Source organism: Sedimentibacter sp. LTW-03 (assembly GCF_052059825.1).
Classification (GTDB): Bacteria; Bacillota; Clostridia; order Tissierellales; family Sedimentibacteraceae; genus Sedimentibacter.
Map to the genome: position 1 here is coordinate 1,749,685 of NZ_CP197180.1, position 23,784 is coordinate 1,773,468.

General features: G+C 33.7%; 24 protein-coding genes. 12 read left to right on the top strand and 12 right to left on the bottom strand.

Annotated elements, in window-relative coordinates; translation table 11 throughout:
* Positions 1-34: 34 nt before the first annotated feature.
* The 3 genes from ACS3UD_RS08775 to ACS3UD_RS08785 all read right to left on the bottom strand — a co-directional run bounded on the left by ACS3UD_RS08775 (position 35) and on the right by ACS3UD_RS08785 (position 4,213).
* On the bottom strand, positions 35-490 hold the full coding sequence (locus tag ACS3UD_RS08775; protein ID WP_213924269.1) for a hypothetical protein: 456 nt from the start codon (positions 488-490) through the stop codon (positions 35-37).
* Between the two features lie 124 nt (positions 491-614).
* Positions 615-2,492, bottom strand: coding sequence for an ABC transporter ATP-binding protein (locus ACS3UD_RS08780; RefSeq protein ID WP_308139979.1), 1,878 nt, complete (start codon positions 2,490-2,492; stop codon positions 615-617).
* On the bottom strand, positions 2,489-4,213 hold the full coding sequence (locus ACS3UD_RS08785) for an ABC transporter ATP-binding protein (protein WP_308139978.1): 1,725 nt from the start codon (positions 4,211-4,213) through the stop codon (positions 2,489-2,491). Before ACS3UD_RS08785 ends, ACS3UD_RS08780 begins: the two co-directional genes overlap by 4 nt.
* Positions 4,214-4,486: 273 nt before the next feature.
* On the opposite strand from ACS3UD_RS08785, the gene ACS3UD_RS08790 reads away from it, so the two are divergent.
* Positions 4,487-4,834, top strand: coding sequence for a hypothetical protein (locus ACS3UD_RS08790; RefSeq protein WP_308139977.1), 348 nt, complete (start codon positions 4,487-4,489; stop codon positions 4,832-4,834).
* A gap of 78 nt (positions 4,835-4,912) precedes the next feature.
* Here ACS3UD_RS08790 and ACS3UD_RS08795 read toward each other — a convergent pair whose 3' ends face one another.
* The 4 genes from ACS3UD_RS08795 to ACS3UD_RS08810 all read right to left on the bottom strand — a co-directional run bounded on the left by ACS3UD_RS08795 (position 4,913) and on the right by ACS3UD_RS08810 (position 8,578).
* The gene (locus ACS3UD_RS08795) at positions 4,913-5,401 is read right to left on the bottom strand and encodes a ferritin family protein (RefSeq protein ID WP_308139976.1); all 489 of its coding nucleotides are present in this window, start codon (positions 5,399-5,401) and stop codon (positions 4,913-4,915) included.
* Between the two features lie 64 nt (positions 5,402-5,465).
* Positions 5,466-6,734: an O-acetylhomoserine aminocarboxypropyltransferase/cysteine synthase family protein gene (locus ACS3UD_RS08800; protein ID WP_308139975.1), complete on the bottom strand. Its 1,269-nt coding sequence runs from the start codon at positions 6,732-6,734 to the stop codon at positions 5,466-5,468.
* Between the two features lie 50 nt (positions 6,735-6,784).
* A complete protein-coding gene (locus ACS3UD_RS08805) occupies positions 6,785-7,987 on the bottom strand; it encodes an FprA family A-type flavoprotein (protein ID WP_308139974.1) in 1,203 nt (400 codons plus the stop codon).
* A 345-nt stretch (positions 7,988-8,332) separates the two neighbouring features.
* A complete protein-coding gene (locus ACS3UD_RS08810) occupies positions 8,333-8,578 on the bottom strand; it encodes a hypothetical protein (RefSeq protein WP_440977755.1) in 246 nt (81 codons plus the stop codon).
* A gap of 184 nt (positions 8,579-8,762) precedes the next feature.
* Here ACS3UD_RS08810 and ACS3UD_RS08815 point away from each other — a divergent pair, with 184 nt between their 5' ends.
* Entirely contained in the window at positions 8,763-8,906 is a 144-nt protein-coding gene (locus ACS3UD_RS08815; RefSeq protein WP_308139972.1) for a hypothetical protein, read from the top strand.
* Between the two features lie 298 nt (positions 8,907-9,204).
* On the opposite strand, the gene ACS3UD_RS08820 is transcribed toward ACS3UD_RS08815, so the two are convergent.
* Positions 9,205-10,065 carry a GGDEF domain-containing protein gene (locus ACS3UD_RS08820; RefSeq protein WP_308139971.1) on the bottom strand — a complete coding sequence of 287 codons (861 nt, stop codon included), beginning with the start codon at positions 10,063-10,065 and terminating at the stop codon, positions 9,205-9,207.
* Between the two features lie 347 nt (positions 10,066-10,412).
* Between ACS3UD_RS08820 and ACS3UD_RS08825 the strand changes: the two genes are divergently transcribed.
* From ACS3UD_RS08825 to ACS3UD_RS08860, 8 genes are all read left to right on the top strand, one after another.
* Complete coding sequence (locus tag ACS3UD_RS08825; protein WP_308139970.1) at positions 10,413-10,829, top strand: Fur family transcriptional regulator; 417 nt, start codon at positions 10,413-10,415, stop codon at positions 10,827-10,829.
* A gap of 29 nt (positions 10,830-10,858) precedes the next feature.
* A complete protein-coding gene (locus ACS3UD_RS08830) occupies positions 10,859-11,350 on the top strand; it encodes a rubrerythrin family protein (RefSeq protein ID WP_308139969.1) in 492 nt (163 codons plus the stop codon).
* 211 nt (positions 11,351-11,561) lie between these two features.
* Positions 11,562-12,356 carry an FAD binding domain-containing protein gene (locus tag ACS3UD_RS08835; RefSeq protein ID WP_308139968.1) on the top strand — a complete coding sequence of 265 codons (795 nt, stop codon included), beginning with the start codon at positions 11,562-11,564 and terminating at the stop codon, positions 12,354-12,356.
* Positions 12,346-12,825: a (2Fe-2S)-binding protein gene (locus ACS3UD_RS08840; RefSeq protein WP_308139967.1), complete on the top strand. Its 480-nt coding sequence runs from the start codon at positions 12,346-12,348 to the stop codon at positions 12,823-12,825. Before ACS3UD_RS08835 ends, ACS3UD_RS08840 begins: the two co-directional genes overlap by 11 nt.
* A complete protein-coding gene (locus ACS3UD_RS08845) occupies positions 12,812-15,103 on the top strand; it encodes a xanthine dehydrogenase family protein molybdopterin-binding subunit (protein WP_308139966.1) in 2,292 nt (763 codons plus the stop codon). The genes ACS3UD_RS08840 and ACS3UD_RS08845 overlap by 14 nt, the downstream gene beginning before the upstream one ends.
* Positions 15,104-15,420: 317 nt before the next feature.
* Positions 15,421-16,560 (top strand): tetratricopeptide repeat protein, encoded by a 1,140-nt coding sequence (locus ACS3UD_RS08850; RefSeq protein ID WP_308139965.1) that lies wholly within the window; start codon positions 15,421-15,423, stop codon positions 16,558-16,560.
* Entirely contained in the window at positions 16,487-17,998 is a 1,512-nt protein-coding gene (locus ACS3UD_RS08855; protein WP_308139964.1) for a DUF2971 domain-containing protein, read from the top strand. Before ACS3UD_RS08850 ends, ACS3UD_RS08855 begins: the two co-directional genes overlap by 74 nt.
* Before the next feature lie 377 nt (positions 17,999-18,375).
* Positions 18,376-18,675, top strand: a complete 300-nt coding sequence (locus ACS3UD_RS08860) for a DUF6550 family protein (protein ID WP_308140099.1) — start codon at positions 18,376-18,378, stop codon at positions 18,673-18,675.
* 114 nt (positions 18,676-18,789) lie between these two features.
* Here ACS3UD_RS08860 and ACS3UD_RS08865 read toward each other — a convergent pair whose 3' ends face one another.
* Complete coding sequence (locus ACS3UD_RS08865) at positions 18,790-19,722, bottom strand: hypothetical protein (protein WP_308139962.1); 933 nt, start codon at positions 19,720-19,722, stop codon at positions 18,790-18,792.
* A 127-nt stretch (positions 19,723-19,849) separates the two neighbouring features.
* The gene (locus ACS3UD_RS08870; RefSeq protein WP_308139961.1) at positions 19,850-20,539 is read right to left on the bottom strand and encodes a hypothetical protein; all 690 of its coding nucleotides are present in this window, start codon (positions 20,537-20,539) and stop codon (positions 19,850-19,852) included.
* 554 nt (positions 20,540-21,093) lie between these two features.
* On the opposite strand from ACS3UD_RS08870, the gene ACS3UD_RS08875 reads away from it, so the two are divergent.
* Positions 21,094-21,528 carry a recombinase family protein gene (locus tag ACS3UD_RS08875; RefSeq protein ID WP_308139960.1) on the top strand — a complete coding sequence of 145 codons (435 nt, stop codon included), beginning with the start codon at positions 21,094-21,096 and terminating at the stop codon, positions 21,526-21,528.
* 114 nt (positions 21,529-21,642) lie between these two features.
* Here ACS3UD_RS08875 and ACS3UD_RS08880 read toward each other — a convergent pair whose 3' ends face one another.
* Positions 21,643-22,365: a PrsW family intramembrane metalloprotease gene (locus ACS3UD_RS08880; protein ID WP_308140098.1), complete on the bottom strand. Its 723-nt coding sequence runs from the start codon at positions 22,363-22,365 to the stop codon at positions 21,643-21,645.
* A 30-nt stretch (positions 22,366-22,395) separates the two neighbouring features.
* Positions 22,396-23,136, bottom strand: coding sequence for a hypothetical protein (locus tag ACS3UD_RS08885; protein ID WP_308139959.1), 741 nt, complete (start codon positions 23,134-23,136; stop codon positions 22,396-22,398).
* 149 nt (positions 23,137-23,285) lie between these two features.
* Here ACS3UD_RS08885 and ACS3UD_RS08890 point away from each other — a divergent pair, with 149 nt between their 5' ends.
* Positions 23,286-23,756 carry a hypothetical protein gene (locus ACS3UD_RS08890; RefSeq protein WP_308139958.1) on the top strand — a complete coding sequence of 157 codons (471 nt, stop codon included), beginning with the start codon at positions 23,286-23,288 and terminating at the stop codon, positions 23,754-23,756.
* Positions 23,757-23,784: the final 28 nt, after the last annotated feature.

Here is a 23,784-nt window from a genome sequence, read left to right on the forward strand (position 1 = left end):
TTAATATTTGATACTAGATATGATATATTAATCCTTACTCTGATACAGGCCTGAAATGTGAAAATACAATTTTAACAATGTTGTAAATTGCCATTGTAATTATAATCCACTCAACCACAAATATCCATGCAGCCCCCAAATCCGCCATATACAGCTTTACAGCAGTATAAATTGACCCTAATGAGGTAAACGCAATAACAGATTCATTGTTAAAATGTTTTTTTCTGGCAGCAAGAATGTACAGCAGTGCCAAAACAAACCATAATACATAATCCCTTATTAATAACAGCGTATTTTTTATTTCAGCAAAATTTATTGAGTCGCTTAACAGTCCAAATACCATGTCTATGAGCCAAAATGTTGTTATTATTATAAAAACAAATAATCCTATAGTCAGAATATTGTTTTTAAGCTCTTCTCTGTTTATGTCAATTGGTTTTGAAAATTTTGTTGATAACTTATTTGACAACTTGCTTTTAAACCTTCTCATAGCTCCTCCTCTAATATATAATACTCCCTATAAACAATATATATTTATCCATATGTATATATGACTACTTTTAATAATTTATTAATATAAAAAAAAGAAGGCAGTTATATGCCTTCCTTATTTGCTATTCCAGTTCTGTAACTCCCATGTTAAGTTCGTAGTATCGCCCTTTTTGTTTCATTAAGTCTTCATGATCTCCACGTTCAATAATTTTACCATTTTCAAGAACCATTATTGCATTTGAATCACGAACCGTTGACAACCTATGAGCTATAACAAAAGTAGTTCTTCCATTCATAAGCTTATCCATACCCTCAGATATCAGCTTTTCCGTTCTTGTATCAACTGAAGATGTGGCTTCATCCAGTATGAGGATTGCAGGATCTGCTATAGCAGCTCTTGCTATTGAAAGAAGCTGTCTCTCTCCCTGTGAAAGGTTTTGGCCGTCCGCTGTCAGTAGAGTTTCATACCCATTAGGCAAATGCTTTATAAAGTAATGTGCATTTGCCAGCTTAGCTGCTGCAATTACATCTTCATCGGAAGCATCAAGTCTTCCGTATCTTATATTCTCCGCAACAGTTCCTTCAAATAAATGTACGTCCTGCAACACTATGCTCATGGTACTCCTGAGATCAAATTTATTAATTCGTTTAATATCGATTCCGTCAAATAAAATTTTACCATTATCTATTTCATAAAATCGGTTTATGAGATTTGTTATGGTAGTCTTGCCTGCTCCGGTTGAACCTACAAATGCTATTTTCTGACCCGGTTTAGCATAAAGATTAATTTTATTCAAGACCTGTTTTTCAGGCACATACCCAAAGTCCACATCTTTAAAGGTTACATTTCCTTTCAGTGAAACCAGTTCATATTCTCCGTTTTTCGCTGGCACTTTCCAGCACAAATCTTTTTTTCCATCACATTTTTCAACTAATTTTACATCGCCGTCATTTAATTCTATTTCTTCATCCAGCACATTAAATATTCTTTCAGCACCTGCCAATGCAGCAAATAATGTATTCAGCTGATTTGAAACTTGGGTTATAGGACGTGATATAGTCCTCGTATACTGCAAGAAAGAAGCCATATTGCCTATACTGAATCTGCTGACCATTACCAAGTATGCACCAAGTATTGATACAACCGCATACATAGCATAAGACAGGTTGCCCATTATAGGCATTATCATTACACCGAACGTTGATGCACGAGTGCTTGCGGTTCTTAAATTCTCGTTTCTTTCATTGAAATCATTTATTGCTCTTTCTTCATAGTTAAATACCTTAACAACTTTTTGTCCCGACATCATTTCTTCGATATACCCGTTCATCTCTGCCAAAGCAGCCTGCTGACTGCGAAAGTTCTTTGAAGATATTTTCCCTATATTTTTTATAACGACCAGCATTATCCCAAGAATAATTACTACTGTCAACGCCATAACAGGGCTCAAAACCATCATCATAATAAATGTTCCTATAACTGTTATAATTGAAATCAAAACTTGAGATGCACTTTGTTCCAGAGATTGGTTCAGCATGTCAACATCATTTGTAAATGTAGACATCATTTCTCCGTGTGTGTGGCCGTCAAAATATGATATAGGAAGCTTTTCCATATGCTCAAACATGTTCTCACGAATTTTATGCACTGTTTTCTGCGCCAAGCGTGCCATAAACAAATTCCCAACATATTGTGAAAAAGCAACAACTAAAACCATTACAATCATTATTGCAATATATGTTATGAACTTTTCTCTGTTGAAATCTCCCACCAGTGTATCAATTACAGGGCTAAGCATTCCGTTAATTCCTATCTCCGCAATTGATCCCAGCACTATAAAAAATATCCCGCTGAAAAACAACAGTTTGTTGAATTTGAAATAGCTGAACAGTCTTATTAGTGTCTTTTTTGGATCTCTTGGACGAAGCTGTCTCGGAGCTTTCATACCCGCACTTTTTCCATTAGGATAATTTTGATCCTCATTCTTCACTTTTTTCATTGTCCAACCACCCCTTTCTGCTGAGATTCATAAATTTCTTTGTATATAGGAGAGTTTTTCATCAATTCTTCATGGCTTCCCACAGACTCTAATTTCCCTTCATTCATTACGAGTATTCTATCGGCACGCTGTATTGAAGAAATCCTCTGTGCTATAATTATTGTTGTAACATTGCTGAGATTTTCCTTAAATGCCTTTTGAATCTTTGCATCTGTTGTCATATCAACTGCACTTGTTGAATCATCAAGTATTATGATTTTCGGGGACTTAATCAGTGCCCTGGCAATTGTAAGCCTTTGCTTCTGTCCACCCGAAAAATTGTCGCCTCCCTGCTCGACCTTGTGGTCTAACACATCTTCATAATTTGATACAAATTCCCATGCATGAGAGTGCTTCAATGCAGTGATAATCTGCTCATCATCAGCATTTTCATTTCCCCATTGCATGTTTTCTCGTATAGTTCCGGTAAACAGAACATTTTTTTGAAGCACAAATGCAACCTTATCTCTCAGTGTATTAAGGCTGTAATTCTTTACATTAACCCCACTTACCTTTACAACTCCTTCGGTTGCATCATACAGCCTTGGAATCAACTGAACAAGTGTTGATTTTGCCGAACCAGTTGAGCCTATTATTCCTATAATTTCTCCGGAGTTAATCTCAAGGTTTATATTCTTTAATGCTTTGTCTGAACTTAATGGATATGCAAAGCTTAAATTTTCAAAGCTTATGGAACCATCTTTAACTTCCGTAACAGGATCAGGTTCTTCTTTTATTTCTGATTCCGTCTCTAGAACCTCAACAATTCTGGAAGCAGAAGCCGCGCCTCGCAAGAACTGCATAAAAAAGAACGAAAGCATCATCAAAGACATTAATATTTGAGTGATGTACGTAATAAAAGAAACCAATTCTCCGCTTCCCATGGTTCCTGCAACCACTTGCTTGCCGCCAAACCACAAAACTGCTATAATTGTTGCATATGTTACAACTGTCAACACAGGCATAAGGAAAATAACGATGGATATTGCTTTTAATGCGGTATCTCTGAGCAAATCATTCCTTTCCTCAAACCTTTGTTCTTCATGCTTTTGCCTGTTAAATGATTTAACTACCCTTATACCTATTAAATTTTCCTGAATTATTGCATTAACCTTGTCAACACGTGACTGCATTTTTATAAACAGCGGTCTTGCCTTAGTCATAATTATACCCAGCAAAATAACCGTCAGCGGTATGGAAACCATAAATACACTTGCCAGCCGCGCATTGATTCTAAAAGCCATAATAAGTGCAAATATCATCAAAAACGGCGCTCTTACGGCCATTCGAAGACTCATCATAGCTACCTGCCCAAGTGTATTGCAGTCATTTGTCAATCTTGTAATCAAGGACGAAACAGAAAAGTTGTCAAGATTAGTAAACGAAAAGTCCTGAACTTTTTTAAATACAGCTTTTCTTATCTCGGCAGCAAACCCGTATCCGGCTGTCGCCCCGAAATATGAACTTATAACTCCCAATATCATCCCAATCAAAGCAGCCAAAATCATAATGCCGCCTATTTTTACCACATAGCCTACATCCCGGTTGGCAATTCCCACATCAACTATCAGTGACATTAGATACGGTATTAAAATATCAGCAACTACTTCTGTTATCATCAAAATAGGGCATAACACTGCATAACTCGTATATTTTTTCATAAAAGGAACTAATTTTTTCAAAATATCACTCCCGTCATTTATCATATTGTTAGGTTTAAGAAACCAATTACCGTAAAATATATGCGCAACGTACTATGTTACCATAAACTACCTTAATCTAACCTTAATTTTTATAAAATATATAAAAAATATCTAGTGAAGTTTTCATATTATCATAACACTTTAAATAATCATTATCAATTTAGTTTTACTGCAAAATAATTATTTGCATTTTTACAATTTTTAATAGTATAATTAGCCAATAAACAAAACTTTAAGGAGACTTTTAAATAAATGAAAGAAATAAGCGGTTCAGAAAAGCAAAAGAAATTAGTAAGAATTGTTCTTGAAGAAAAGGAAGTTCCATTACTTATTAAAGATATTGAAGACTTGGATTTCAGCGATACAAAATATAAAAATGCCGAAAAATTTGAATATGATAAAAGGATGCTTCTGGAAACACCATGGCATATAAGCACTGTTCTTCAGAATAAGAACAGCGAAATAAGTAAAATCGCAGAATTAAATTTAGTTGCAAACAAAATTACAGATGCAGATTGTAAGAAAATTTTCTCTGCGTTAAGGGCAAAATATAAATATTCCAATATGCCGTATAAAAATGACCTTGCAGAAAAAATATAATACAAATAAATAAGTTAACAACCAGAAAGCACCTTAAAAGATGCTTTCTGATTAATTGCATATTCATACTTTAACTTGCTACATTCCTCTGCCAAACATAGGCTGGCTTTCCTTTTTTCTTTCTAAAACTTTTTTCAGATGCTTTCTTTCTTCATTTAAAATTATTGCTACTTCATCTGAAGCCATATCAGGATACAGCCTCTGCAACTCACTTACAAATAAAACGGCATCTCTTTCAGCCTTTTCGGCAATATCGAATATCTGACTCTTAGTATATATTTTTCTCGCATTTTCAATAAGTTCTTCATCAAACAAGGAATTGCTTTCAATAAGCATATCAACATACTCTGCATCACTTTGTTCAATCTCGATTTCAATATTTTCCTGAAATTTATTTAATAATGCATTATATATTTTTTCATGTCTTTCTTCATCACTTGCTAATTGCTCGAAAAATTTCTCCCCAATCCTTGCTTCATTAGCTATAGCTCTATATAGATTTGCAGCTGATTTTTCATTCTCAGCGATAGTTTTTAATAAATTAGTTCCATTCCATTTAACAGTCATTGTGACCCTCCATATAATAATTTCATATAAATTATTACCCAGGAAAAACTAGTCTAAACATTTTTTAATCTACCTGCCCAAGAGCTTGCTCAATATCTTCAATGATATCATCAATATTTTCTATACCTACAGAAAGCCTTACAAGACCCGGCGTTATTCCTGCCGCCTTAAGCTGAGCATCTGTAAGCTGTCTGTGTGTAGAGCTTGCAGGGTGAAGTACGCATGTTCGTATGTCTGCAACGTGAACTTCATTTGAAGCAAGCTTCAATGAATCAATAAATTTTACAGCATTTTCTCTCGTTCCTTTTATTGATAATGAAATTACTCCTGAACTTCCTTTTGGAACATATTTTTGTGCTAGATGATAATATTTGTCGTTTTTCAAACCAGGGTAACATACAAACTCAATTTTATTAGACTTGCTTAAATATTCAGCTACTTTTAATGCATTGCTGCAATGCCTATCCATTCTCACGGCAAGAGTCTCAAGCCCTAAATTTAATAAAAATGCTGCATTTGCGGACGGGTATGCGCCGATATCTCTCATCAACTGAACTCTTGCTTTAGTTATATAAGCAGCTTTTCCGAAGCTCTCAGTATATACTACTCCATGATAAGATTCGTCAGGTTCTGTAAATTCAGGAAACTTACCGTTTGACCAATTAAAGTTTCCGCTATCAACGATTACACCGCCCATTTGAACCGCGTGACCATCCATGTACTTTGTAGTTGAATGAATTACTATATCCGCACCGAAATCTATCGGTCTGCAAAGATATGGCGTTGCAAACGTGTTATCAACTATAAGCGGTACATTATTTTTATGTGCAATATTTGCAAATCTTTCAATATCAAAAACCACAAGTGAAGGATTTGCAATAGTTTCTCCAAAAACAGCCTTTGTATTTTCTCTGAATTGTTTCTGAATTTCTTCATCATCAGAATCCTGGCTTACAAACGTGCATTCAATTCCAAACTTCTTCAGCGTCACCGCAAATAAATTTATAGTTCCGCCATATATTGACGAAATGCTTATAAAATGATCCCCTGCTTTTAAAATATTTAACAGACTTAGGAGAGACGCTGCCTGCCCAGATGTTGTGCATAGTGCTCCAATACCTCCTTCAAGTGTTGCAATTTTAGCCTCTACAGCAGCAACCGTCGGGTTGGATATGCGTGAATACATATGTCCTTCTGCTGTCAAATCAAATAGTTTACCTATGTGTTCGGAAGAATCATATGTATATGTAGTACTTTGGCAAATAGGCAGAACCCTTGGTTCACCGTTTCTTGGATGATATCCTTCATGAAGGCACTGAGTTTCAATTTTCATTTTTCCCTCCTGTTCAATTTTAATTCAATTTTTTCAAGATATTGTGTTTTTTATATTAAAGTTTCGTAAATATCTTCAACAAATTTATCAAGTTCCGGCTCCTGATCTTTTTTCATTGAAGATGTTATTTCGAAAGGTATTCCTGCAATTTCAACGTTTTTCATGCATCCCAAAATCTCCCGCATAACCTTAACGGCAGCAGGTGACCACGTACCGCTTCCTGCAAGACTCACTGTTCTGTTCTGCATGTTCAGAGCCTTAAGTTCATGCAGCAGCGATTCCATACCATAATATAATCCCATATTATATGTAACTGAAGCAAAAATTACATGACTGTACTTCCAAATATCAGATACGATGTACGACGGGTGAGTTTTAGAAACGTCATATACCCTGATATCCTGAACACCCTTTTGTGCAAGCTTATTAGCAATGACATTTGCAGTGTTTTCCATGTTTCCATACATTGAAGCGTAAACAATTACAACACCTTTTTTCTCAGGTTCGTACTTGCTCCATTTATTGTACTTGTCCAGTATATATTCGATATTTTTTCTCCAAACCGGTCCGTGCAACGAACAAATCATATTTATGGGACTTGATGATACCTTCTTTAATATGCTTTGAACCTGCGCACCATACTTCCCTACTATATTTGCATAATATCTCCTTGCTTCCTCCAAATAGTAATGATCAAAATCCGTCTCATCGCTGAAAATATTACCTGCCAAAGCTCCAAATGTTCCAAAGGCATCAGCTGAAAACAAAATACCTTCTGTTTCTTCATAGGTAAACATTACTTCCGGCCAGTGAACCATGGGTGCTGTAAAAAACTTTAGTTTATGTGATCCTACGTTAAGCGTATCACAATCTTTAACCTCATATGTATTATTGCTGTAATCAAAATTATAAAACTGTCCCAGAAATTGAAAAGTTTTTTTATTTCCGACAATTTTTAAGTTTGGATATATTCTGACTAATTCTTCAATACTTGCGCAGTGATCAGGCTCCATATGATTTATCACTAAGTAATCTAGGTCTCTTCCGTCAAGAACATGAGTTATATTTTCGATAAATAATCTGCTTATTGCAAAGTCAACTGTATCCATTAACACTGTTTTTTCATCTAATATTAAATATGAGTTATAGGATACTCCTTTCGGTATCGGAAACATATTTTCAAAGCGCTCAAGTCTCCTATCGTTTCCTCCCACCCAATATATACTTTCACTGATTTTTTGCACACAATGCATTCTATCACTCCTTGTTATTTATTTGATCTGTTGTATTTATTATACCACAAAAGCAAAACATGTACATTTTTTGGAAAGCTCAGTATGCATACTGTATTTCCTATTCCGCCCATTCTAAACGCAGATGTTTACATTTTTTATTATGCACGTCCGTGTAAGCCTGCATACTTCACTAATGCAATAGTCCGCTTTCTCTATTTATTTCAACACACTGACTCGCTTAATGATGCGTTAATGTATTATATCACTTATAAATAAATTTTTAAACACTTTTAAGTATTAATTTTAAATATTATGAAATTAAGGGAATTTAAGGATTAACCAAAAAAAAGAATTCTAGATATTTTAGAATTCAACAAATTTAGGTATAACACCGTCAACTTCCTTAATCTTTTCAAACAGCTCTTCAAAGCTTTTTCTGTCTCCAAATAAATGAAGCAATATAATTCCGCTCATGGAGCATTTTTCTTGATCCGTTTCATGAAACCCTACTCTTGTTTTTATTATACATCCGTATTCTGTAAGGATTTTTTGAAGATGAGGTGCTTTAGCCGCACGTTCTTCAACCTTAACTGCCAAAATTGCATACATGTAAATCACCAGCCTTTTAATATAATTTATTAATATTATTGCCATTATTCGTCAAGGCTAAACATAGATTTTTTAAAAACTTATTAAAGTAAAATCCTGTTTGATTTAATATAAATATGGAAGTCTTATTATCGTATATAAAAAAACTTTCTGCAGAAAATATAGTTGAGGTGAGAATATGAAAATGAGAAAAACACCCGGAAAATTAATGCTTGGAGTGGGTTTAACCGCAGCAGCGGTAGCAATGACTACTCCAATTGTCAGAAACATGGTGATGAATAGAAGCAGTCGAATGTCTTCTGACAAAAATTATAATTCATTACAATAAAATTCAAAATAACTGCTGGAATTGAGTGCTGAAAAATTTTAATTCAAAAAACTCAATGGCGTAACAAAAAGTCTGGCCTTGTAATAGCCAGACTTTTTGTTGTAGCAAAAATTACCATATATACATTTATAATTTAATTAATTCTATCGTAAGATGTATACTTTTTATAAATATTCCTTTTTTATTTAAGTTCTTTAAATATAAAAAAGTACCGCAAAATTGCAACTTTTACAGTACTCTTACAATAGTACCATATTTTTTAGTTTGCCCAGAAATCTGGATATTTCATATTATAAAATTAGAAGTAATATTGATTTCTTCCTTTTTTCTTTGCTTTGTACAATGCTTGATCCGCATCATTGATTAAACTTCCACCCTCGTAAATTCTTGATTCATCACATACAGCTATTCCCATACTTATTGTCAATATTCCTTCTTTAGTTGCTCCATGGGTAATTTTCAAGTCTCTTACAGATCTTAATATTCTTTCGCACACTACTGCTGCACCGTCTAAGGTTGTGTTTGGCAATACAACCGCAAACTCATCTCCTCCATACCTGGCTGCAAAGTCACCGGTTCTCTGAACCTGCTTCATAATAGCCTGCGCAACTGCTATCAAACTGTTATCTCCAGCAATATGCCCATAAACATCATTGTATTCTTTAAAAAAATCTATATCTATTATTGCCAAAGATATTGGAATATTTAACCTTTCAGATCTTCTCAGTTCATCGGTAAGCACTTCGTCAAAATAACGCCTGTTGTATATGGATGTAAGCGAATCTGTTATAGATAATTTTCTTAAATTCTCATTTGCCTTTTCTAATTCTTTATTTTTATCCAATAAATCCTTTTTCATATACCCAACTATCAATATCATTAATGGTATGAAAATAACTGACACAATTATTCTTTTTAAATTATCATCAGAGTACGAAAATAATTGATTAGGTTCCATAAACTTATAAATTGTAAACAAAATAGTCACAATTCCGCTTAACGTACCGGATAAATAACCTCCAAGAAATGTGAAATACACAAGAACAGTAAGAAGCACCACGTTTGGACTGGGGATATTAAGGATATAAACTAATACCGAAGTAGCAAGGGTTACTGTTAGGCTCATAAGCGGAATTCGTTTTTCATAATTATTTTTCATATGTTACCTCCTGAAGTTAGTTTAACTTGCTCCATTCATCCCCCTTAAATCCAACCAAGCCTGGTATTGTTACATATTGTTCATTAGTTTTTGCGGTATATTAACTAATATTTCATAATTACCCCTTTATGACAAATTTTTTTATAGTTATACCCTATTAATAAATTTTTAAAACAATAACAATAATAAATCAAGTCAAAATTTTTATCAAGGAATTTTTTGGATAGGATGTTTATTTTTATTTTAGAAATTACCTATTGACTTTTATAAAATTTAACTGTATTATTATATTGTAATCATTGCAAATTTGAAATGATTTTACGGTATAGAAAGAGGGTATTATTAAGATGGAATTTAAAGATTTACTAAATGAATTAAAAGATAATAAAATTCGTCTCTCACATCAAAGATTGAAGATCTTGGAATACCTAACGCAAAATCACAATCATCCGACTGCGGACCAAATTTATAACGGGCTTCATGATGAAGTTCCTACGTTATCTAAAACAACTGTGTACAACACTTTAAATTCATTGACAGAGGCAGGTATCGTAAGAGTCATTACAATAGAAGATAATGAAACCAGGTATGATATAACTACCGGAAATCACGGTCATTTTAAATGTGAATCATGCGGAAATATTTATGATTTCAATATTGACATTGATTCATTAGAATCAAATGAACTTAAAGGTTTCAAAATTGACAACAAAAATGTATATTTTAAAGGTCTATGCCCTCAATGTCTTTTAAGTGTAAAATAATTAATGAAATATCATGGAGGATTTAAAGAATGGAAAACAAAACATTACAAAATTTAATGGACGGATTTGCAGGAGAATCTCAGGCTAACAGAAAATATTTAGCATATGCTAAGAAAGCAGAAAAAGAAGGTAAAACAAACGCAGCTAAACTTTTCAGAGCAGCTTCAGATGCAGAAGCACTGCATGCGCAAAAGCACTTGGAAGTTGCAGGCAAAATCAAAACAACTACTGAAAACCTGCAAGACGCAGTTGCAGGCGAAACTTATGAATACGAAAGCATGTATCCCGAATTTATAAAGGCTGCAGAAGCAGAAGGAAACAAGGCAGCTATAGGAACGTTTAAATTAGCAATGGAAGCAGAAAAAGTTCATGCTAAATTATATAAGGAAGCTCTGGAAAAGATTGATGAGGCAGAAGAAGTTTTTTACTATCTATGTCCTGTCTGTGGAAACATTGAAAAGTCTATTCCTGATAAATGCAGCATTTGTGGAGTTCCGGGATCGAAGTTTATTAAGTATTAATATTGTTAACCTTACCGCTCAAATGAGCGGTTTTTTTTCGCCTATTTCTCGTGTATTTTAATCATTATTATTCGTAATAATACGAATAATTTTCGCAAATAATTCTTGATTGTTATTATATTTTAAGGTAAAATGTATTAAAATTATATACTAAATATGAAAATTTGACAGGACTATATAAAAATATTTAAGCTATTGAAAGGGGCACCACATGTTTACAATTGATAAATATATTGTAGCTGAAAGTCTGGAACAGGCTTTCGAGTTAAATAAAAACAGGAGAAACACAATTATCGGCGGTATGCTTTGGCTTAAGATGGGCAGAAAGAGAATTGGTACTGCAATAGATCTATCAGCTTTGGGTCTTAATTCAATCGTTGAAGATGAAGATAGTTTTAGAATCGGATGCATGTGCACTCTTAGGGAAATAGAAACTCACGAAGGCCTAAATAATTATTTCGGCGGTTCTCTTACTAAATCAGTAGAAAATATCGTAGGAGTTCAAATGAGGAACCTAGCAACAATCGGAGGAAGCATCTATTCAAGATTCGGCTTTTCAGATATATTGACGGCTTTATTGGTATTAGATACCTATGTTGAGTTATTTAGCGGCGGTGTTGTTTCTCTGGAAAAATATTTAGGTATGCCTCTGGATAATGATATATTGGTAAGCATAATTATAAAAAAAGACAAAAGAAAAATTTCGTATTCTAGCTACAGATTAAGTGCAACTGATTTTCCTGTTCTCACCTGTGCAGTTTCAAAAAAAGGAAATAAATGGTTTACGGCGCACGGTGCAAGACCTATGAAAGCTTCTCTAAATATATTTGAACTCAGCAGCTCACCTGACAGTGATGAAATTAATAAAATAATTTCTAACATTAAGGACAGAACTATTTTTGGGACAAACATGCGTGCAAGCAGTGAATACAGAAAAATTCTTGCAGGTGTGCTTACAAAAAGAGGCATTGAAGCAATATTGAACGGAGGAAATTATGCAGATTAAATTATGGATAAATGATAAAGAATATATAGATGATGTTTTACCTGATACTCTGCTTTTAGATTTTTTAAGATCTAAAGGTCAGCTCAGTGTAAAGAGAGGATGCGAAACTTCCAACTGTGGATTGTGCACCGTAATACTTGAAAGCAAGCCAATACTTTCATGTTCATTTTTAGCCGTTCGTGCTAATGGGCTACATGTTACCACTATGGAAGGATTGCAGGAAGAAGCTGCTGAGTTTGGTAATTTTCTCGCAGATGAAGGTGCAGAGCAGTGCGGTTTTTGCAGCCCGGGGTTTATAATGAACGTATTATCAATGGTTAAGGAATTGAATAACCCTACTGAAGATGAAATCAAAAAATATCTGGAAGGAAATCTGTGCAGGTGCACGGGCTATATGGGACAGCTGAGAGCTGTCAGAAAATTTCTGTTGCTAAAGAATAACAGGGAGGTCTCTCATGAAGTTTGTTAATAAAGGTGTCAGAAAAAAAGATTCCATTGCATTGGTAACAGGCAAACCGGTATACACAGATGATGTTACTCAAGGTTGCAATCTTGTTGTAAAACTTCTGAGGAGCCCTCATTCACATGCAATTATCAATGAAATAAATACTGAAAAAGCGAAAAAAGTACCTGGAATCGAGTGCATACTAACCTATGAGGATGTTCCTAAATCAAGATTTACCACAGCTGGACAGACTTATCCCGAGCCAAGCCCGTATGACAGACTTATTCTCGATAAAAGGCTGAGATGTGTCGGAGATCCTGTGGCAATAGTAGCAGGTTTGGATGAAAAATCAGTGGACAAGGCTCTTGGATTAATCAAAGTTAAATATGAAGTTTTAGAAGCATTGCTGGATTACAGAACAGCAATTGACAACAAGATCATTGTTCATCCTGAAGACGACTTTAAAACTCTATGCGACGTTGGTGCTGACAATAAGAGAAACATCTGCTCATCTGATGCAATGGAAGTGGGAGATGTTGAAAAAGATTTTAAAAACTGTGCTCACATAATTGAAGAGACATACACTACAAAAGCAAACAATCAGTCTATGATGGAAACCTTTAGAACTCAAACAAGCATTGACACCTACGGAAGACTTACTGTTATAACTTCAACACAGGTACCGTTCCACGTAAGACGTATACTGTCAAACGCTCTTCAGATTCCAAAATCTAAAATTCGAGTTATTAAACCGAGAATCGGCGGAGGGTTCGGTGCAAAGCAGACGATTGTAAGCGAAATTTTCCCTGCAATTGTAACTTGGAAAACAGGTAAACCGGCTAAAATGGTTTATTCACGAAAAGAGAGCTTTACCAACGGAAGCCCACGTCACGAAGCAGAGATGAAGATTAGGCTCGGAGCTGACGAAAATGGAATAATCAAAGCTATTCACATGTTTTCATTATGGAATGCAGGTGCTTACGGAGATCACGGCCCGACAACTGTCGGATTATCCGGTCACAAGGCAATGACCATATACAATGCAGCATCGTATAAATTTGAAAATGAGGTTGTTTACTCAAACACCATGGGAGCGGGTGCATTCAGAGGATACGGCGCAACTCAAGGCTTCTTTGCTTTGGAATCTGCTGTTAATGAATTGGCCGCCAAACTTAATATGGACCCTACCGTCTTGAGAATGAACAACATGCTTACTCAGAAAAATGTAGGCAAAATTATGCCCACTTACTATAATGAAGAGTTAAAAAGCTGCACTCTTGACAAGTGTATGTTAAAAGCTAAAGAAATGATAAACTGGGACGAAAAATTTCCCTCTAAAGATATAGGAAATGATAAAGTACGTTCTGTCGGCTGTGCTGTTGCAATGCAGGGATCGGGAATTTCATCATGTGATGTGGGAGCTGTTGAGATCCGATTGAATGATGAAGGCTTCTATACGCTTTTAATAGGGGCCACCGATATGGGAACAGGGTGTGATACAATTCTGGCACAAATTGCCGCCGATTGCCTAGACACAGATTATGACAATATTGTCGTTCACGGCGTTGACACTGATTTATCTCCATACGACACAGGCTCCTATGCTTCAAGCACAACTTATATTACGGGAATGGCTGTTGTTAAAACATGCGAGGTGCTAAGAGACAAAATACTATCTGAAGGTGCAAGACTTCTCGGATGCAAGCCTGAGGATGCGGAGTTTGACGGGAAACAAGTAGTGTGCGCAGGCACCGGAAAGACTATATCTCTCGCTGAAATAGGATATGCCAGCTACGTGGGCACAAACGCCTACCTTACTGCTACAAGATCTCATTTTTCACCTACATCACCTCCTCCATTTATGGCAGGTCTGGTTGAAATCGAGCTGGATAAGCTTACAGGTAAAATAGACATAATTGACTATGTGGGAGTAGTTGACTGCGGAACTGTTATAAACCCAAACCTTGCTAGAATTCAGGCTGAAGGCGGAATAGTCCAAGGAATGGGAATGACATTGTATGAAGATGTTAAGTATGACGAAAATGGAAGAATGCTAAATGACTCATTTATGCAGTATAAAATTCCTTCAAGGATGGATGTGGGAAAAATAAGAGTTGATTTTGAATCCAGCTATGAACCTACGGGACCATTTGGTGCAAAGTCAATAGGTGAACTTGTAATTAACACCCCGGCACCTGCAATCGCAAATGCCGTATACAATGCAACTAACATAAATATGCGAAGTCTACCTATAACAGGCGAGAAAATACTAACGAAAATGATTAATAACGGACAAAATTAAGTTAAAAAAGGTAATCCTTTAAAGAGGAAGTACCATAGAGATAAAATAGAAAACGCAAACTGAGTACGGAAAACAACCTTGAGGTCAACATACAGACTTCAAGGTTGTTTCCTTTTTGTGCACTGTATCGAATATTTAGTTGTACAATGCTAAATTGAAAAGTTTTCAATTTCTTTTATATATGCTGCTCTAACATAGTTTGTAAATACCAATTTAAAATGCTTTATTGAAATTTTCATTAACTCAGATAGAAAAAATATGGTCTATAGATGTATAATTATATTTAGATGAATTTCAAGTGCTAGGAGGAAGAGGTTATGGACGGTAGTGATGTAGATAAAACGGATATAAAAGGCGTATTTGAATTAGCAATGCAACTGTACAATTCAGGAGAAATTGATAAAGCAAGAGATATATGTAGAAGAATAACGGAAATACAAATCAATTTTGATAATGTTGATGAACTGTATTATAAAGGTATGAGTCATATCTATTCGATGTGGGAAACAGCCAAAGCAATTCGATGCTTTAAAAAGATATTGGAAATAGGAACAACAAATGTAAATATTATATTTGATATTGGGATATATTTATGTAATAATGGCTACCAATCAAAGGCAATTGACTGCTTTAATAAAGTATTAAATCTAACAGAAGATATAATCAAATTACATGGTATGGCATTTAAACTAGAAAAGATAAGTAAAAAAAATATTGCCTCTGAATATTATAATAAAATTTTGGACTTACAAGATAACAATGTTGAAGATAAGTATTGTAAAGGTAATGCTGCCTATTGCTTGTTTATAGACTCATTAGCAATAAAGTATTTCAAAGAAATAGTAGAAACAGATAAAAATATCCAACGTCTATATAATGCAGCAAATAAGCTTTCAATTTTACATGATTATGAAGCGACATATAAATGTCTGTCGCAAATATTAAAATTTAATCCTACTGATATTGTAATTTTATGCGGTATTACAAAGTTATTTTATATATTGCGTAAACCTAATGAAACTGTAGAATGCATTGAAAAAATACTTAAATTGCAAACAAATGATTTAATAAACTTATATGATTTAGCCGACTTTTTAGACTGTAACAAAATATTATATTCAACAAAATTGTATCAAAAAATTGTATCCATCCAAAAACCTAAATATAGCCCTCAAGAACTATATATAAAAGCAACATGTTCAATGATTTTAGGAAAGCCTAAAGATGGTATGGATAATTTTAATAAAGCTATTAAGGAAAATATAAAAGACATAAATAACATTTTTTCGCTAAATATTATCGCTTGTCGACTATTATCACTTAATAAACATGATTTTGCTATTTGTTGTTTTCAAAAAATAATAAATTTAAGTGATACAAGCAATGGCAAGAATGAGAATTCTTATTATAAAAGCATTTGCATTAAAAGTTTTAGGAAAAAAGAAAGACGCAATTGAATGCTACGAAAATATCTTAAAATTAAATGTAAGTAATATTAATCTTTTATATAATGCAGGGCTGCAATTAAATGGACTGGATAATAAAACTGCACAAAAATTCTTTGAAGAAATATCTAAACTCGATATTTCAAATTTTGATACTAACAAACTTTACATAAAAGGTATGAGTGAATATTTTTTGCACCATGAACATAAAGCAAAAGAACATTTAGAAAAAATAGATGTACAAAATTTAGATGATTCAAATATATTATTGCAAGTTGGAATAGTTCTTTCGAATTTAGATGAATGTGATTTTGCAAAAAGTTGTTTTAATAAAGTAGTTAAAATAACTCCCACATCGGAATCTGATTATATTTATATTGGCACGGCATATAAATATTTGATAGACTTAGAATCTGAAAACATTGAAGAATTAAAAAAGGATGCTGAGAAAAATTATTGGGAAGCTGTAACAAAATTTAACGAATCTATTTTTCAATTTAATCACTTTTCGCCTTTCTTATATAACTTTTTTAAAAACATTTCTGACAATGATAATAATAAGACTGATGAAGATAAGAACAAAATGTATCATTATACGAGTATAGCAGGTCTAAAAGGAATTTTAGACAAGAAAGAGTTTTGGGTCACCAAAAGTGATTTTTTAAATGATCCAAGTGAAACATCATATATTTTTAAGGTATTGGAAAAGCTTAATTATAAAGAATCTTTCATAAATAGTTTAAAAGAACAAATAAACAACGAAAAGAAAGATGTATATATTCTTTCTATGACTACTGAAAAAGATTCTCTTCCTATGTGGAAAAATTATTCTAATGATGACGGATATAATATAAAAGTAGATAAAGATAAGTTTAAAAATAGTTTTGTGAACCCGGGTACGTACATAATGGGCAAAGTTATTTATATCGACAATGAAGAAAAAAATAATAAAAAGCAGTATAAACCAATAAAACACTTGATTTCTTCTATATATAAAAGTGGTAAAACCTATCTAAAAGTAAATAATAAACTAAAAGATGAAATTATTAAGAAAACTGTATTTACGCATATTAGACTTATTTCATTATTTGTAAAACATACAGGATTTGAGTATGAACATGAATATAGATATGCGTTTATCCCTCAATTTTGGGCAAATAATAAAATATATGAAAGCGATGATAGAATCACCGATCAAAGGATTTGCAATTATAATGGAATCGTAAATTATTATCCGAATTTTAGAACTAATGGCAAGGTAGTAATACCTTATATTACAATACCAATCTATGGTCTGACTGATTCCGATAATCGAGTCATAGAGGAAATACGTTTTAGCCCTACTTTGGATGAAAATGTTGCAAAACAAGGGCTTGACGATTATTTAAAATTAAATGGTATTGCAAAGATAGATGTAAAACCATCGAGTATCCCATTCAGAAATATTTAGTTGTGATAGGTTGTAAAATGAAGTGCGCACCTTGTTAATGCAAAAAATTTTATTCAAGGATTTAAACTTGGTGTGGAACTTTCAAACGAATTACATTTCAAGAATGGCCACAGTTTTGAGAAAGAAAATCTCAATGACTGTGGTAAATTTTTTGTGCCGAAAGGAGAATACGGTGACGGAGAAAGACTAAAATTACTGGATTAGCAATCGTATTGCTTACTTCTTCTCTGCTGATACAGCAAGGTGTACCAAAATAAGAACAATCGACACCAACGCCCACATTCGTCCTGTATCGCAGGTTGCAGTATCATATAGGGATAACACCCCATCTCTACTAACAATCGAACCAATTAGCAAAAACCTCTCCACCTCAGCCAATAGAAAAAGAAGAATCGACCAACACCCCAACTCCTCCCACACAAACGGCTACAAAGCCACCTCCACCTACCCCATCTAAAACCTGTACACTGAAAATGGGCGATACACGGATTGTTAACGGTCAAAAGCAAGTTTACTTTCTCGGATTTGGTTGGATTGAAGATAATGATGAACCAAACCATGGTAGCTACGTTGAGGGTATGTATGAGAACGGCAATAAAATTGGTATTATAGGCGGCGGTGCAATCACTGGCGAAAGCGATGGTGATATTAACAAAATTGTGGGTAGCTTGGATTGAGGGTGTAACGAATAGTTCTATCCTTTTGTATGGCACAAATTATCAACAACTAAAGGGTGTTCCCAAAATGGACGCCCTTAGCATTTTCAAAGTTTCTTTATGCTAACACCAACGTTACCCTAAATTATGCGTTTTATATTCTTCGATAATGCTTTCGGCAGCCTCTTCACCAGATTTCGCAACAGCCCTAAAATGGTTTCTATCTCCATCTAATATTTTTCTTTCTTCTTGAGTGGGATGCGAGAACTGCATAGGGACTAAATCAATATTAAATAACGCTAATTGATCATTTATGTGTCGAAACCATTGAAACATGTGCTGAAAATTAAAATCATCAAATTTTTGCGGATTTTTTTCCTGTAAATCATTAGACATATTATAATAATAAACCGCATCCTCATATCTTTCTAAATACATCAACTCGTCTTCAGAGAAAATGGGGTAATCGTATTTTTCATTTTCAATCTTTGCAATACTAACAACTTTATTGGATTCTTCACAAAGTTCATAATAATAATGTAAGTAATAATGTGTATGTGTCACCATGCATAAATCTTTTAATTTCTCCACAATCCATTCAGCTTGACTGGATGGCCATCCTTTAGCTTTTGGCACATTGTCTTTTATATGCTGTAATGCTGCAAAATTATAGATGAGTGCATCAACATCTATCCGATTACCACTTTGAATATCTCTAAAAAGAAGATATTCATTTCTAGGCTTAAAAGCATTTACATAATACATAGCATAATTTTTCAAAGCTTGACGGAAATCCTTTAAATAATAGTCATGTAAATTTATCACAAAGCTTTTTTGAGCGTTATCATATCGTTTATCGTCGCTACATTTTATTAAAAAAGCAGTTAAAATGCTGAAGCATAGTCCCCACAATATGCCCACAAGCACACTTAGCCAGTTTTGTGAATTAGAATTGATTACTAAAGCATTAATATAAAATCCTGTTGTCAAAAAAGAAAATAAACCAATAATACTAAGTGCCCAACAGTAACCGGTGTACTTATATTTTTTTACTTTTTTATTATTCACTAAACGACCTCCTTGAATATCTTTTTAGCAAGCAATATTAAGTGTTTACTCTGTAAAACATTTGGGAAATAGAGAATTTAGTTTTTCTTTATTTGTAAGTTCAAGGTTTAAGGAGAGACCGTCAAGTTTATTGTTCATTGGTTGGTTTCTCTACTGAAACCTTTTTATCAATATATTCTTCATATTCTTTATATGAAAAAATATCTTTTCTTAAGTCAAATTTGCAATATTTGCTTTCACTTTTTGTTGTAATGGCAAATATCATTGATATTAAAATATCTTTTTTGTTGCTACAATACCGCATACTTAAATTGTTACTTAGCGCTTTTTTAACTGAAAGTCTACGATTTAAATCTTGAATTATTTCAAGTGAAAAGGATAAAAATGGTACAGAATATTCTTCATCTAATTGAATATTATAAAGATATTTTCTATCAAAACGTTCACATCTTGCTATTTCTTCCTGATGCCCAGAATACCCAACAGTTAAATTCTTAAAAATATCAATAATGTATAAAGAGTTATATAATAGCGTTAAAATAAATTTCTTTTTTAATGAAAGAAAAGTAAATGGTCTAATATTTTCACGTATTTCTTTTAATAGATCTATAATTCTATCCGCTTGAGTTAAAGCTATTTGATACTCATTGTATTTAATAGCATATTCAAATTGTCGTGAACAATTTATAGCCATTTCAAGTAAATAATCTATATTTTTTCTACTTTCGAAATCATATAATTTTGTAAATATTACCCATATTATTGTAGCTACAAGACTTGTTAAAATGCTTAATAAAACTGTTACAGTTATATTCATCGTCTACCTCCACTACAAACTGCCATATCAGCTTGGCAATTGTTTTTGAATCCTAATATTACCATTATATCAAACTAAAATATAAAAGTATATTGTAACGCTAAGTTTCATTGAATTTAAGCCTTTAGTTTTTGAAAAAGGAAATACCGTTACAATAATTTACAGGGATACAGCGGTTACTCGAAATGAAAATGAATTTTTTACAGAACGAAGAATGATGATTGACGGCAAAATCTTTTATGTGAAATCCATCTTCCAAGCAGAGCCATCATCAACGCCGAGCAAAGAGTTAATCAGATTAATTGATGACGAAAAAGATATTAAAAAGAAATAACGGCTTTCGATAGACTTGTACAAACTGTTACGGTATGATGTGTTTACCGTATTCAGTTTGTCGGAAAGGAGTAAAAAATGAAACAGACCACTGAAAAATATACAATTCTTTACGCAAGATTAAGCCAAGATGATGGCAGTCAAGGTGAGTCCAACAGCATAGGAAATCAGAGGTTAATTTTAGAAAAATAAAGGACAACGGTTTTGAAAACCTTAAATTCATGGCTGATGATGGCTACTCTGGTACGAATTTCAACAGACCAGCCTTTAAAGAACTGATGGAGCTTGTGGAAAACGATGAGGTTGAAACCATAATAGTCAAAGACATGAGCCAATTTGGCAGAGAATATTTAGAGGTAGGTCGATACACCGAAATCGTATTTCCAAACTATAATGTGAGGTTTATTTCAATATCTGATGGCATCGATAGCCTGTATGGCAACGATGATTTTACCCCGTTCAAAAATATAATCAACGAGCTATATGCCAAAGATTGCAGCCGTAAAATTAGAGCAGCCAACAGAGCAAAAGCAGAAACAGGTGCAAGAGTAGGTACTAATGAACCGTATGGGTATATGAAAGACCCAAATGATCCAAAGCGAAAAATCATTCCTGACCCTGAATCGGCAGAAGAAGAAAAACAATCGGTAGCCTAAAACGGCAAAAGGCAGACAGTGAAAATCACTGTCTGCCAATATACCGCCCGATTAACCGCAGTTTATAAAATGTCCCTATGGGACTGCGGTTAAAGGGTTACCTTCTTTATTAATTCATTGAAATTCGTCGTGATGAAAACTGTTTGATGTTCCAGACTCCTTGTTTTTCGAATCATTGTAATACACATTCAGCTTTCGGAGATTTGTTACCCACATATATATTACGAACGGAATAAATAGCAACATCAAAAGATCTATCCCTGACATCAAAATAAAATCAAAAATTCCATGAAGCACAACAGGAACCGTAAGAGATTTCTTAAAATAATATCTGCTGTTCTCCGGTGTTGCAGAAAACTTGGCAAGAGACAGGTAGTACCCCATAGTTATGGCGAAAAGCATATGAGCCGGCACAGATAAAACAGCTCTATATAACCCTATGGACTCAATATCTGAAAACCTAAATACAACATACATTATGTTTTCTATTGTTGCAAACCCAAGAGCAGACATTACACAATAAACTATTCCGTCCAACTTCTCATCAAATACGGGGTTATAATAAACATACTTAAGTACAACTTTCCTTTTCATAAATTCTTCGGTTAATCCAGCAATTATAAAAGCAGTATATGCAGCACCTAAAATACCGGGGAAAAAATTGAATGAGGAAAGCAGATTTTCTATGAGTACAGTTGGAACAACCGAAACAACTCCCATAAAAAACACTTTCATCAGCACCCTCAAAGGTTCCCTGTCATGCCTGTCAAACCAGTAAATTATAAGGCCCAGGGCAAGCCCTGGTGTTATAGCCGTTATTAATAAATTTAATCTCATGTAATTTCCTTTCATTTTATCGTATTTAATTTAATCGTCTTTCATCAAACTCTCCAGAGGTACATAAAATTTTGTCAGACGTCTTCCAAATTCATCAATATATCTTCCACGTTCATCAAAACACATAACAGTCGCCCTTGTGTTTATTTTTTGAATAAAGCCATTATAGGTCCTGCCTTCTGCCATGAATTTTACATTATCTCCCGGTCTCATACCAAAAATACTCATATTAGCCTCTTTAACGCCTATTAATTTATGTGTGGATTCAACATGACCAAATATATTAAATATTAAATTTTTAAAGGTTTTTTTACTGCAACTTGATTTGTGATAAATTAAGAATTCAATAACATGGCAAATTTCATGTTCAAAAACAAGCATCAACCCATCAAGCACACTTGCAGCTTCTATACCTCCTACATACTTGATCCTGTCAACTTTATTGAAATTAGCCAAATGGTTTAAGGATATTTTTATCTCAAACTTAATATCCTCCGGCTTCATCTCTGCTATACACTTACTTGTCTTTGTATTTCCTGCGGCACGTGACAGCTGTTTTGACAGTTTAAGTATAATCTTTCCCTTAAAATTATCTTTGAACCATGAACACAAAAATATTTCATCATATAATTCAAACAATATATACAAATCATTATCTTCTATTTTTGAAAAATTATCTGTTTTTATATTTATTGAGCGCTCAAACAATTGCTTCTTAATAGTTTCTCTTTTATTTTTTATAATTTCCGAATCGTATTTTATATCTATCATATGTTGTCCTTAATTAATATGTCTTTCTTTGCATGCAGCTACATTCATTTATACCATAATTTGCACTAAATAAAAAGTATAATTAATGACTGTCTCAGATTTTTTATATTTGCATATATTAAATAATATATATAGAATGGAGAGTAGATATGACTACGAAAAATAACCCACAAGCACCGGAAAGTACCGATGGTATCGTCGTGAGCGATGCGTCTGCAAACAATATAAATATTAATGACGGAGAAAACGGATATATAAAGATAAGAGCTGTAACAGAACTTGGCAAATACCCATTAAGCGGCGCACGTGTAACTGTATATGCCTCGCTTGAAGAACTGGTACCGGTTGAAATCACAACTACTGATTCAATGGGATATGCTCCGGTTATTTCACTTCCAGTATCGTACAATCCAGGAATAAGCACAATGGATCCGGTATATTATTATACTACCTATCACTTGAGTGTCAGTTTTGATTTTTATTACCCCACGGCAATCCACAATATTCAGGTATTTCCGGGGATAACTACTGAATTTAACGTAAACATGACTCCTGTACCGTCCATTGAACCTAATCCTTACAAGAAAGTAGAAATTTTAATTCCTGATATCGAGTTATAGCTGATTGACGTGTTTATAGTTCCTGAAT